The organism is Paenibacillus oralis, assembly GCF_003863965.1.
In the GTDB taxonomy this organism is placed as follows: domain Bacteria; phylum Bacillota; class Bacilli; order Paenibacillales; family Paenibacillaceae; genus Fontibacillus; species Fontibacillus oralis.
This window is the reverse complement of record NZ_RRCN01000001.1, coordinates 1449256-1462022: the sequence shown is the minus strand read 5'-3', so window position 1 is coordinate 1462022 and position 12767 is coordinate 1449256. Positions and strand designations below refer to the sequence as shown.

The following is a 12767-nucleotide window of genomic DNA, read 5'->3' as shown; positions in this document are numbered from 1 at the left end:
TAAAGGAGTGATTTAGAGTGGCCGTTTCCATTGTCTTCAATGCGATCAACGTGGCGGGCCAGAAAACCAACAGCTCGATATCCGTCGGTGAGGTCTTGCAAAATACATGGTCGGCTCACGCCAAGATAAATATCGGACAGGGGATTCAGTTTGGCATAAACAACACCATTTTGTTCGTCAGTACGATTGTGGATCCCGATGTCGTGGACGCGCCGATTGTCGACAATGATATCCTGGGACCCACTGCCCAAAATCAATCCATTTGAGAGGTTGTTCAAACACGTATTTAAAGTTGAAGGAATGGGGGGATTTCTCTGAAAATAACGCCGCTGGGAACAGTGATTTCATTGGATAAATTGTCGGTGAACTCCATAGAATCCAACTCCGGCGTATTTATAGGCACGGTCATTCATGCGGACGGCTGGAGCTCCCACAGCAAGTCGAATGCCGGATTCGGCAGCTTGTCTGGTGCGGAGCTTTCCCACTGCGTTGGCATTGTCATCGACAATGACGTGATCGATACGCTGATCGACGATGCCGATCAGTTTTTGATTCATCATGCGGGCAGTCCGGCTGAAGGAACGCATGCCGGGACCGGCATCTCCCTGGCGGACATTAACGTCAACGGCATGGCCACGAATGCCGCCTTGGCGGTGGGGGAAATCGAGCAGACAGGCTGGAGCTCGCACAGCAAAAACAATGCGGGGGTAGGCGGTTCCAAAGGAATCAACATTACCCGAAACGGCAAATCGTATGTATTTGACGGCGATGTTGTCGACGCCCCTATCAAGGACATATAACGGAGGTTCGTATGGCCAAGGAAGATGAAACTCGAACGTGCGTGCGTTGTCTCTATGAAGCCAGCGGCAAGGACAAATATTGCAAAAGATGCGGGGCGCCCTTGATCAACCGCTGCTCGGACGAGGGGGGACGGATCGATAAAGGCTGCTCTCATGTGAACGATTCGGACGCGGCCTTCTGCGCGAGGTGCGGCTGCCAGACCACGTTCCGGAAGCAAGGATTAATTTAACGGAAAGGAGATGAGCGGCGTGAATAAACCTTTTTTTGATGATAATTTCCCGTTTCTAAATCAACAGAGCTTTACGAGCTACGTAAACGACCTCATTCAAAAATCGCTGTCAGGTCAAAACGCCCTGAACGGCTCCAACCTGGTACCGCCCGATCCCCAGTCCATATCCCAGTATGTAAATGAGATTTTAAAAAAGACGCTGCCGGACCCGATGAATTCATTCGCAGGTATGGGCAAGGAGGCTTCGGTATCGGGGTGGGGAGCGGGAAAAATCCAATTTGAAAATTTCGAAACCCATCAGTCGGTGATTACCCGGTTTCGCGTGCCCGCGGGCGTGAATCCGCAGGACATCGGGGTTATGGTCGGTGCGGGCGACGTAAGGATTCGGCTGCCGGACGGCGGGGAGGAGCGGAATCCGCTACCGAGGCGGGTCAGGGTGGAGGACAGCAAGGCCGTATATAAGGACGGCGTTTTTGAGATCAGAATGCCAAAAGAAGCGGAAGACGAACATTACCGGGAAATTTTCGTAAAGTTTAGTTGAGTCCATTTTCGTCGGCCTATGTTAATGTATAATAAAGCCTGAAACTATACTTGGAAAATCACAGCTGATGGAAATGGGGAGAGATGCTAAGATGTTAAAACCGTCGGAGGACCAGGAATTTTACGAATTGGCCAGTCCCACGCTGCTGCCGAAGGCCTCGGGATTTTTATGGAACGAAAGCATGATGATTCACGTGAATTGCCGCGGATACACGGTGGCCCAGTTTATGCAGCCGGAGCCCGCGAAATATTCGCATGCGCCCAATCTGGAAGCGAAAACGTTCATGCAGCCGGAGCAGCCTTATTACGCGCATCATCCCGGCCGCTTCGTGTACGTGAAGGACGAGGAGACCGGGGAAATTTTCTCCGCGCCTTATGAGCCGGTTCGCGTGCCGGCCGATCAATACACCTTTGCGGTGGGCAAAAGCCGCGTCGCTTGGAAAGTGGAATTTGGGGGCATCGCTCTTGAAATGAGCCTGACCCTTCCGAAGGAAGAACCGATGGAGCTATGGCGCATCCGGGTGAAAAACCTCTCGCCGGCCAAGCGCAAGCTAAGCATTTATCCCTATTTTACGGTTGGCTATATGTCGTGGATGAACCAGTCGGGGGAGTATAACGAGGCGCTGCAGTCGATCGTCTGCTCCTCTGTAACCCCTTACCAAAAATATCAGGATTACGACAAAATCAAACATTTCCGCGATAAAACCTTTCTGATTCCCGACCGTCCGGCCGCTTCCTGGGAAGTGAACCAGGAAGCTTTCGAAGGTGAAGGCGGTATCATGCGTCCGTCCGCGCTGGACCGCGAGGAACTGGCTCGGGGCGATGCGCGGTATGAAACGCCGGTGGCCGTGCTGCAGTACCGGATCGCTTTGGAGCCGGGACAGGAGGAGGCCTACCGGTTTATATTCGGCCCGGCCCGGGACGAAGAGCAGATCGCCGGAATTAAAGCCGGGTATTTCGGCGGCACAAACGCCGGCGGCGATGACGGGTTCGTCTTGGCGGAGCGGGAGTATGACAGCTATATCCGGGAGGGTGGAGGCTGCATGGAAATCGCCACCCCGGACCCGGAACTGGACAACTTCGTGAATCACTGGCTTCCGCGGCAGATGTACTATCATGGACAAACCAACCGCCTGACGACGGATCCCCAAACGCGCAATTACTTGCAGGACAATATGGGGATGAGTTACATCAAGCCGCAAACGGCCAGAGAAGCTTTCCTGACGGCCTTAAGCCAGCAGGAGCCCAGCGGCGCCATGCCGGACGGCATCATCCTGCATCCCGAGGCCGAGCTGAAGTATATCAACCAGGTGCCGCATACGGATCACTGCGTTTGGCTGCCGATCTGCCTCAGCACGTACTTGGATGAAACGAACGATTACTCTCTATTGGAAGAACAGGTTCCATATGCAGGCGGGCAAGAAGCCGGCTCCGTATTCGAACATGTGCACCGGGCGATGCAGTGGCTGATCCGGGATCGCGATGAACGCGGGTTAAATTACATCAATCAGGGCGACTGGTGCGATCCGATGAACATGGTCGGCTATCAAGGGAAAGGCGTGTCCGGCTGGCTGACCATCGCCACCGCTTACGCGTTTAACGTTTGGGCGGACATTTGCGAGCGCAGCGGACAAGCCGGCGCGGCGGAAGAATACCGCCTGGCGGCGCAAGCGACAAATGAGGTCGTCAACGAATATTTATGGGACGGCGAGTGGTATGCGCGCGGCATTACGGACGCGGGCGTCGTGTTTGGCGTGAGCGCGGACCGGGAAGGGCGCATCTTCATCAACCCGCAGGGCTGGTCGCTGTTAAGCGGGGCGGCCGACGGGGAGAAGCGGGAGAAGCTGATGCAGGCCGTCCGGGAGCAGTTGGAAACGCCTTATGGCGTGGAAAAACTGGCGCCCTCTTACACCGCGATGCGCGAGGATGTCGGCCGGGTTACCCAGAAGCACCCGGGATCGGCGGAAAACGGTGCGGTATACAACCATGCGGCCGCCTTCTATATCTACGGGCTGTATTCCGTAGGGGAGAAGGACGACGCCTACCGGCTGCTGCGCAAAATGATCCCCGGGCCGGATCTGGACGATATCGTGCGGCGGGGCCAGCTCCCGGTGTTCGTTCCGAACTATTATCGCGGCGCCTACCGGCAATTTCCGCGCACGGCGGGACGCTCCAGCCATCTGTTCAACACGGGAACGGCGCCATGGATTTACCGCTGCCTTATCGACGGGTTGTTCGGGCTGCAGGGATGTCCTGAAGGCCTCCGCATCCGGCCGCAGCTTCCGTCCCATTGGAACGAAGCCAAGGTAACCCGGGATTTCCGCGGGGCCAAGATCCGCATCGAAATGACGCGCGAGGCCGGCGTCCGCGAGGCCGAGGTGTATGCCGATGGCGCGCCTATGGCGGACGGCATCCTGCGGGATGTGCGGCCGGGCGCCGAATATCGCGTGCTGGTTAAGCTTCCGTTCGTGAACTGACCGGCGGGCTTACATGAAATCGAAAAAATACCGGATCACGTGCAGAAATACCGGCGAGGTGTAGGTCAGGGTGTCGACAAGGCTCAAGTAGCTTTTTTTAAGCGCTTGGGCCTTGTCGTCGTCGCCGATCTGCAGGTCCCGTTTCAAGACGGATATCGTCAGGCTTCCGAAGAAGCCGCTGAAGCCGATCAGCATGCCGGAGAAAAGCCCAAAACCCGCGCCGAGCGGCGTCAGGTAAGGGGAGATCAAGCACGCGGCCCCGGTCGTGACGAGCAGCCCGCATGCAAAGCCCTCCCACGTCAAATACGGATTGGCGGTGGGGACGATCTTGTGCCGCCCGAAATAAAACGAGGCCGCATATTGCATGATGTCGTTCAGCTGTGTCAGCAAGACGAGGAACAGCACCAGGCCGGCTCCATATTCCGGCGAGGCCGCCTGGAAATAAGCGAGGTGGCTGAGACCGAACACCATCAGCATAAGCCCCCACTGCACCCGGCTGACGCTGCGCAGAAACCCGACCGTGCCCTTGTTGATCAAGCGTGGAAGCGGCAGAAACAGGAACACGTAGACCGGAATAAAGACGATAAACATGCCGTACCAGCCGATATAGATCCAGTAGAACTGCACGGGAATCGCGAGGTAGGCCCACAGATACAGCCGGCGTTCGGCTTTGTTCGAGCGGATCATGGAGAAATATTCCTTGAGCGCGAAGAAGCATAAGATCATCAGGGCGAGCAGGGAAGCGGCCCGGTTAAACAAGGTGGCGAGGCATAAAATCAGCCACATGCCCCACCAGGTCCGAAGGCGCAGCCCCAAAGCGGCGTAGTCCCGCTCCGGGCGGGCGCGTCCGGTAAAGAGGTATGCCGCGTGGATCCCGAGTAAGGCGAAAAAGAGAATCATCAACGTAAATTGCAAACTGCTCATTTTTTTAATCACCAACTTGTAGTGAGGTAGAATCCTTGAATCCTTGAGAGGGATACTATGTTATTATGAAGGAATAGTTCACACTTGATAAGGGGAATTTTCGGACATGGACGGGGAAAGATCGGTTTATATCCTGCTTACGAATACGGGAACGCTTTTTACGAGGGTGATCAAAGGGTACACGGGAGCGCCTTATAATCATGCTTCGATTTCTTTCGACCGCGAGCTTTCGGAGCTGTACAGCTTCGGCAGAAAGAACCCGAACAACCCGCTGAACGGCGGGTTCGTGAAGGAGGACATCAAGACGGGCACGTTCAGCAAATATCCGAATACGACGTGCGTTCTTTACGAGCTTCGGGTGACCGGGCGCGAGGTGGAAAAAATGGAGCGGGTGCTGCAGTTGTTTATCCGCAAGCGGAAAAAGTATCTGTACAACCTGCTGGGGGTGATCGGCATCGTCCTCAAAGAGCCGGTGGAGTTCAGCAACTCTTATTTCTGCTCGCAGTTCGTCGCGGAGATCCTTGAACGTTCGGGCATCAAGCTGTGGGATAAGCTGCCCGCGCTAGTAACGCCGGACGATTTCCGGCGGTGCGATCGGCTGAAGCTGGTTTACGAAGGGAAATTAAGCGAATATGAGCCTTAATCCTCCCCATTTTGAATGATCCGCTTTCGAACCGGAATAATAAAGTACATCATCACGAGTTAGGGAGCGGAAAGATGGATATTCTTAAGCTTCTTGAGATGTTCAAACAAATTTTTGCCAACTGTTCCGATATTGTGCTCCGTCCGGTGACGATCCATGGACAAGCCCGAGTGCTTCTGATTTATGTCGATGGGCTGGTAAACGCGAATGCGCTGGAGCAGGTTGTGTTAAAACTGATGGCGTCCGAGGGCGTGCCGGGGGAGGCGGAGAACGCCGATCCGCTGGGGACCATTATAGAAGAACAGCTTGTCGCTATATCCCGGATAAAAGTGGTTCATCAGATTAGCGAGATCGTGGATGGCATTCTGAAGGCCAATATAGCCGTTCTAACGGATGGAGAGATCAAGGCTTTGCTCGCCGATCTGGAAGGATCCGAAAAGCGGGCCATCGAAGAACCTTCCGCTGAACTGTCCGTTCGCGGACCGCGGGATGGATTTACGGAAACGTTGCGAATCAACACCAGCCTTATACGCAAACGAATCCGCAGTGAAAAACTCAAAATGGAATCGCTCAACATTGGTGAATTTACCCGTACCGATATCGTCATAGCATATATAGAAGGCGTTGTCTCGGATTCGGTTCTGAAAGAAGTCCGCCGCAGAATCCGGCGCATCGAAATTGACGGGGTACTGGAATCGGGGTACATCGAAGAATTTATTGAAGACGCCCCCTGGTCCCCGTTTCCGCAAATTCAAAATACGGAGCGCCCCGATATCGTAAGTTCCAGCCTGCTTGAAGGCAAAGTTGCCATTCTCGTCGACAATACTCCGTTTGTGCTGATTGTGCCGATGACATTCTGGTCCGGTTTGCAAGCGGTGGAGGATTATTACGAGCGATCCGTGTATACGACCTTCATTCGCCTCATTCGCTACTCCTTATTGAATATTTCCCTGTTGCTTCCGTCTCTGTTCGTTTCGCTTTCCACATTTCATCAGCAGCTTATTCCTACGAATTTGCTCATCAGCATCGCTGCCGCAAGGGAAGGTGTCCCGTTTCCCACGGTGATCGAGACCCTGTTGATGGAGATTATGTTTGAGGGCCTTCGCGAAGCGGGCATTCGTTTGCCGAAGCCGATCGGTTCGGCCGTTAGCATCGTAGGCGCGCTTGTGATTGGGCAGGCTGCCGTACAGGCCGGCATCGTGTCGGCCACGGTCGTGATTATTGTGGCCACGACGGGGATTTCTTCGTTTGTCATCCCGCGATATAATCTCGGGACGGCGTACCGGATGCTCCGCTTCCCCATTTTGATTTTGGCGGGAGTCCTGGGTTTGTACGGCGTCATAGCGGGCATTTTTATCATAGCCATCCATCTCCTTGGTCTTCGTTCGTTTGGCGTTCCTTATATGAGTCCGATGGCCCCGCAAATTTCCGGAAACCTGAAGGATGTCTTCATTCGCACACCCAGATGGAGCATGCCCCGCCGTCCCCCGCTCAACTCTGGGCCGAACAAAAGGCGTGTGCCGGATGGCCGGAAGCCGAGCCCTAGACGAGGGAGAGAGCGCGGATGAACAGGAGACAAACGGGTTGTTTGCTGTTGCTTGCCCTTCTCTCGTTGTTATTGACGACAGGGTGTTGGGACAGTTCGGAGGTCAATGACCTTGCCCTTGAGCTCGCATGGGGAATCGATGAAGCGAAGGACAAGGGGGTTCTGATTAGCGCACAAGTAATCATCCCGTCCCAGATCAGCAGTGTGCAGGGACAAGGAGGCGGAAGCGGAGGGGGGCCGGGAAAGCCCTATTTTGTCGTAACCGGCGCCGGAAGAGATACGCTGGATGCGGTACAGCAAATGCAAACGAAGCTTTCCCGGCTGGTATTCCGCGGACACCGGCGGGTCATCGTGATCGGAGAACCGCTGGCCAGAAAAGGCATCAAAGATCTATTGGATACGTATACCCGGGATCCGAACCTTAAGCTGCGAACCGATGTATTTATCGTCAAAGGAGGCACCGCCAAGGACTTTCTGAAAATGTCCTACCCGCTGGAGAAAATCCCCGGCCTTGGAGCCTTAAAAGAATATGACCAGATCGGAACGCCGCAGGAAATGGGATTTATCAACCTGATGATCTCCGCGGCCAGTGCAGGAAGCTGCCCGGCTTTACCGGTTGTTGCCGTTGGTTTCGATCCGGCCGATCAAGAAAGTGAAGAGCAGCAAGATCACTCCAATGCGAAAGGGTTTCGTATCGCGGGCACCGGAATTTTTGACAAAGATCTGAAATTGCTCGGATTCTTGAATGGGCGTGAGGGTAGAATACTGCGGTGGATTAACGGGGATTTACGTAAACTGGTGGTAACGGCAACCGTACCGCAGAAAAACGGCTATGTCAGTTTGGATATGAGCAAGATAGGCAGCAGAATTCAGCCCATGTTTCAAGGAGACAAGCTAAAATTCCAGGTCAACTTAACCGGACAAGGCATCATTCGCGAAAACAATACAAATCTGGATCTCACGCAACTCCATAATCTAGCCCGCGTGCAAGAAGCGTTGGAAAAACACGTTGAAGAGAGCACGCTTCAAACCATTACCAAGGTCCAAAAAGAATATGGGGTGGATGTTTTTGGATTTGGCGAAACCGTACACAGAAAACATCTATCCCGTTGGCGATCTTTAAAAAAAGACTGGAACAAGGAGTTTCGGGAAGCCGAGGTTTCCGTCCAAGCGAATCTGACGATCCGGCGGATAGGCGTAACGGGACCGTCGTTGCATTTGCAAGAAAACAACATTCAAAAATGAATAGATGATTATTTTCGCAGCGTCTGCCGGATCCACGTCACGATAAGCAGTATCGCCGGCAAGACCAAAAACATAGGCACCCAGAAATAAGGCACCAGTATTTTATAATGCTGGAAATAAATATGCTCGGCGATATTTCTTGACATGGTTAGGCCCAGGAACAAGGCGATCGCGGCTGCCGGGATGACAAGCACGCGGTAATCCTTCATCTTCGTCAACTGCTGGATGCCTCTCAGCGCCACGAGCAGATTGATCACGTTTTTTATTAATGCCGTCATGAAAAAATACATGACCCCGAACATCTGCAGGTTTTCGATGAATTTTCCGATGCTGATCATGCTTAATAAGGTGTATAGCGGATAGAGAAAACGCGAGAACAGATCGCTATAAACCAAAATGGCCAATAAATCAAAACAGGTGATCATAAGTCCGGCAAGTAAGGTGGCGAGAAAGGTGATTTTCGTAACCTTTTCACGGTTTTTCACATCCGGCCAGAACATGGCGAGCGCAATGGTTTCCCCAAAAGGTTGGGTGATCCCGTTAGGATAAACTACCTTCCAGACGGGTTCCCATCCCTTCTCCAAAACCGGCTGGATATATTCGAAATGCAGGACGCCCGAGCCGAAGAGCAAAACCGTCTCCGTAATGAACATGACAACGACGACGGGAAAGATCAATTCTCCCAGCCGCGCAATGATCTCAATGCCGCCATAGACGCAGTAAGCGATAATAATGGCAAATAACCCCGCAAATACCAGGGGCGGCGTTCCGGGCAAGATGGTGGTCGAAACCATGTCTCTGATGTCTGCAATAATTCGTCCTGTAAGATACAAGAACATGAGCGGGTACAAAAATGCGATGGGCGTCCCGATCCAGCGCCCCAATTGGGCCGGAAACCATTCAACCAGGGATAATCCCGGGTTCATGCGCATTAAGGCGGTGTATATCCAAATCACGCATAGGCCCAGTCCCAGTGACGTCAGGTCGCCAATCCACGCATCCCGGCCGGCCAAGCCGCCAAACCCAAAGATGATGGTCGTACCTAATTGAAAAATAAAGGTAATCGTGAATAATTGGTACGCGGAAATTTTGTATGTCATATCCTCTCCTCCCCCCATTAAGAATCCAAAACAAATAGTGAAGCATGGTAGTTATTGTATCCATTGGGTGTTGGCAGCAAACTCTGATACTCTTTTACAATAGTCCATAAGATCTATAGGCGGGATGAACTATTGGAACCGGACGTATATTTGGATAAAATACCCTTGATTCTTATAACTTTCTGATGGAGGGGAAAACACGGGGCATGACGAGAATGGAGAAGAAGAGAAGCGCATTTCCGCGCAAAAGCTGGCTGCTGGCCTTAAGTTTGCTGCTGGTGTCGCTGGCTTTCCTGCCGGCGGGTTCCGCCCGGGCAGCCGACAGCAAATGGATGGGTCAGGTTTGGAGCAAATATGAAACGTATAACAAGAAGACAGTTGCAAACTACGATGCTTACATGAAAAAGACGACCGATACATACAATGTGTATTTGAAGGAACAAAACGACCGGCTGGCGGAACTGGAGCGCATCGTCCTTGAAGATCAAAAGCAATGGAACGAATGGCTGGAAGCGGACTTGGCGGAACTGGAGGAACGCTATGGGGACGACCGCGAGCTGCATGCGGAATTAAATCAGTATGAACGCGCTGTCAATCCGAATTCGCTGAGCAGCGACATGGGGCTTTATACCCGGGCGGCCAACCGCAATTCGCTCACCAGCACGCTGGGCGTTTACGCCCGTGCGCTCAATGAGAACGTGCTGACCAGCTACATGGCGGAATATAAAAAGGCGGTCAATCCCAATAATCTGACGAGCCCGGCCTATGCGCTGAAAAAAACGGTGTCCGACAGCTATCTCACCAGTCCGATGTACATGTTGATGAAAAACTCCGGCACCGACTATCTCACGAGCCCGATTTATAAGTATTCGCGCGGGAAAATCAGCAAAACGAAGGCGCAGCAGGAATACAGCAAGCTGTATAAGAATTACACCGCGCAGATTTCCAAGAATAGCGCCGCTTATAAAAAAGAAATCGCCGAAACCGCCGCGTCCGCGGACCGGAAGATTCAGCAGCTGTATCTCGAAACGGTCAGCGCGCTCGAAACGCAGCGCAACGAAACGCTGCAAAACATCTCCGACAAGCGCAAAGAAATAACCGGGGAAGGGCTGACCTGGGAGCCGCTGCTGGTGACCCCGGCGCAGGAACCGCAGGACGAAACCGAATAAGGAACTCTGATAAAATTTAGAACTCTTAAATCAAGGACCGGGAAACCGGTCTTTTTTTTAACCTTATGGAATTTATAAAATTTCGTGCATGGTAGAGGGCGATGCGCAGGTAGAGAGGGGAGGAGAAGAGGGGCCAGGGGGCTAAGGGACACCAGAGCCGTTATTTTGGGAAAAACGGGGGGTTGCAAAATGTAACGGACACAGAAGACCTTATTTACCTCAAATCGGCCTGGATGAACGGGTTTAGAGCGAAATAGGGTCGCCTGTGTCCGTTAGGCTGGGAAATACCCGGGAAATGAGCGGATAAGGTCGCTGGTGTCCGTTAGAGCAGCGTCCAAAGTTTAGGAAGAGCTCCAATCGCTCCAAAGTAGAAGTCAGAGCCACTAAAGGACGCCAATAGACGTTTTTCTTATGTGAGGAATGGACGACGGCTTGGCCCTAAACCAAGTGCAAAAGTGCAGTTGAAATCGGCCAAATTCCGGCTATGAGAGCGATCAGATGCAAAAGTGCATTTGAAAATGGGAGTTAGAAGCGATTTTGATCAAAATGGCGAAGATGGCCTGCACTTTTGCATTTGAATCGCGAAAATGGCCCGGTTTCGGGGCGAATGAAATGTACTTTTGCATTTCGCGGCCCATTTGATAACGCTAACGTACGTAAGCACCATGTGAAATAAAATCCGAAACAGAATAATTATGGAAATTTTTATTCATAATACTCACGTTAGTCCAAAAGATGGAGGAGTTATTCATGGATAACGTGATGCTGGCCCGGTCCCTGTTCGGATCGTCGATGGCTTTTCATATTATTTTTGCCACCTTGGGGGTGGGGCTGCCCTTTATGATCGTAGTGGCGGAAATCGCTTATCAGGTCAAAAAAGACCGGGACTACGCCTTAATGGCGAAACGCTGGACGAAATGCCAGGCCATCCTCCTGGGGGTGGGCATTCCGTCGGGGACGATGGTCGGCGTCATGCTGTCGCTGCTGTGGCCCGGTTTCATGGAAATCGTGGGCCAGGTGATCGCGCTGCCTTTCCAAATCGAAATCTGGGCGTTTTTGCTGGAGGCCTTGTTCATGTCGATTTACGTATATGCGGCTGACCGGCTGCCCCCGGTTCTGCGGATCGCCAGCGTGACTTTAGTGGCGCTGGGAGCCAGCGCTTCGGCCGTGCTGATCACCGACGCCCATGCCTGGATGAACACCCCGCAGGGCTTCCGGCTGGAGAACGGGCAAGTGGTTGATGCCGACCCTTGGGCGGCGGTATTCAACCCCAGCTGGCCTGTGACGGCGACGCATGTGCTGTTCTCCGCCTATTTGCTGGGCGCTTTCGCCATCGTATCCGTGGCCGCCGTCAAGCTGCTCGCCCGCAAGCGGCCGGAACGGGAGCGGCAGTATCACCGCAAGGGCCTGATCCTATCGCTCGCCATCGGCGGCCTGATGTCGCTGTCGACCGCGCTCAACGGGCATGAAACCGCGCAGATGCTGCACCACCACCAGCCCGAGAAGCTGGCCGCCGCGGAAGGCCTGTTTGAAACCCAGGCTTACGCGCCGCTGGCGATCGGCGGCTTCACCGACAAGGAAACCCGGACGATCCGGGGAGCGATCGAAGTTCCATGGGCGCTCAGCTTTTTGGCCGGCAACCGCTTTGACACCGTGGTCAGGGGGCTAAACGATTTTCCCGAGGACGAGTGGCCTCCCCTGTTCGTACATACGCTGTTTAACTTGATGGTGGGGATCGGTTCCCTGCTGATTGTGGTCTCGGCCGGCACGATCCTCTACCGCTTGGTCAAAAAGAAGGAGTACCCGCGCTGGCTGCTCAGGGGGCTGGTGCTGACCGGACCGCTCGCCCTGATCGGCATCGAGACCGGATGGATCTTCAGCTGTACGGGGCGCCAGCCCTGGACGATTTACCATATCCAGACGACCGCGTCCGCGGCCACCCAATCGGAGAATCTCGGCACCCTGTTCGTCACTTTTATCGGGCTGTATGTATTTATGCTGGTCGTTACGTCTATAGTGCTGCGTTTTTATTTCAAGCGCCATCCGGTGACGCCGGAAATGCTGGAAGCAGGGTAAGAAGAAGGGGGCGAAGA

12 protein-coding genes are annotated in these 12767 nt (G+C 53.5%); 10 read left to right on the top strand and 2 right to left on the bottom strand.

The features are described from left to right. Positions 1–17 precede the first annotated feature (17 nt). The 5 genes from EHV15_RS06840 (at position 18) to EHV15_RS06820 (ending at position 4047) form a co-directional block, all read left to right on the top strand. Positions 18–266 carry a hypothetical protein gene (locus tag EHV15_RS06840; protein WP_128630577.1) on the top strand — a complete coding sequence of 83 codons (249 nt, stop codon included), beginning with the start codon at positions 18–20 and terminating at the stop codon, positions 264–266. A gap of 96 nt (positions 267–362) precedes the next feature. Beyond that, positions 363–800 (top strand): hypothetical protein, encoded by a 438-nt coding sequence (locus EHV15_RS06835; RefSeq protein WP_128630576.1) that lies wholly within the window; start codon positions 363–365, stop codon positions 798–800. A gap of 11 nt (positions 801–811) precedes the next feature. Continuing rightward, on the top strand, positions 812–1030 hold the full coding sequence (locus EHV15_RS06830) for a hypothetical protein (protein ID WP_128630575.1): 219 nt from the start codon (positions 812–814) through the stop codon (positions 1028–1030). 19 nt (positions 1031–1049) lie between these two features. Next, complete coding sequence (locus tag EHV15_RS06825; RefSeq protein ID WP_128630574.1) at positions 1050–1571, top strand: Hsp20/alpha crystallin family protein; 522 nt, start codon at positions 1050–1052, stop codon at positions 1569–1571. 91 nt (positions 1572–1662) lie between these two features. Further along, the gene (locus EHV15_RS06820) at positions 1663–4047 is read left to right on the top strand and encodes a GH36-type glycosyl hydrolase domain-containing protein (RefSeq protein WP_128630573.1); all 2385 of its coding nucleotides are present in this window, start codon (positions 1663–1665) and stop codon (positions 4045–4047) included. A 9-nt stretch (positions 4048–4056) separates the two neighbouring features. On the opposite strand, the gene EHV15_RS06815 is transcribed toward EHV15_RS06820, so the two are convergent. After that, entirely contained in the window at positions 4057–4971 is a 915-nt protein-coding gene (locus EHV15_RS06815) for a phosphatidate cytidylyltransferase (RefSeq protein WP_128630572.1), read from the bottom strand. A 106-nt stretch (positions 4972–5077) separates the two neighbouring features. On the opposite strand from EHV15_RS06815, the gene EHV15_RS06810 reads away from it, so the two are divergent. The 3 genes from EHV15_RS06810 (at position 5078) to EHV15_RS06800 (ending at position 8405) form a co-directional block, all read left to right on the top strand. Continuing rightward, a complete protein-coding gene (locus tag EHV15_RS06810; RefSeq protein ID WP_128630571.1) occupies positions 5078–5614 on the top strand; it encodes a hypothetical protein in 537 nt (178 codons plus the stop codon). Between the two features lie 74 nt (positions 5615–5688). Further along, positions 5689–7182: a spore germination protein gene (locus EHV15_RS06805; RefSeq protein ID WP_128630570.1), complete on the top strand. Its 1494-nt coding sequence runs from the start codon at positions 5689–5691 to the stop codon at positions 7180–7182. After that, entirely contained in the window at positions 7179–8405 is a 1227-nt protein-coding gene (locus EHV15_RS06800) for a Ger(x)C family spore germination protein (protein WP_128630569.1), read from the top strand. The genes EHV15_RS06805 and EHV15_RS06800 overlap by 4 nt, the downstream gene beginning before the upstream one ends. A gap of 8 nt (positions 8406–8413) precedes the next feature. Here the strand turns inward: EHV15_RS06800 and EHV15_RS06795 are convergent, their stop codons facing one another. After that, positions 8414–9505 (bottom strand): GerAB/ArcD/ProY family transporter, encoded by a 1092-nt coding sequence (locus EHV15_RS06795; RefSeq protein WP_178075783.1) that lies wholly within the window; start codon positions 9503–9505, stop codon positions 8414–8416. Between the two features lie 206 nt (positions 9506–9711). Between EHV15_RS06795 and EHV15_RS06790 the strand changes: the two genes are divergently transcribed. Both EHV15_RS06790 and EHV15_RS06785 read left to right on the top strand, forming a co-directional pair. Continuing rightward, positions 9712–10674, top strand: a complete 963-nt coding sequence (locus tag EHV15_RS06790; RefSeq protein ID WP_246061366.1) for a hypothetical protein — start codon at positions 9712–9714, stop codon at positions 10672–10674. A gap of 750 nt (positions 10675–11424) precedes the next feature. Continuing rightward, positions 11425–12750, top strand: a complete 1326-nt coding sequence (locus EHV15_RS06785) for a cytochrome ubiquinol oxidase subunit I (RefSeq protein WP_128630567.1) — start codon at positions 11425–11427, stop codon at positions 12748–12750. Positions 12751–12767: the final 17 nt, after the last annotated feature.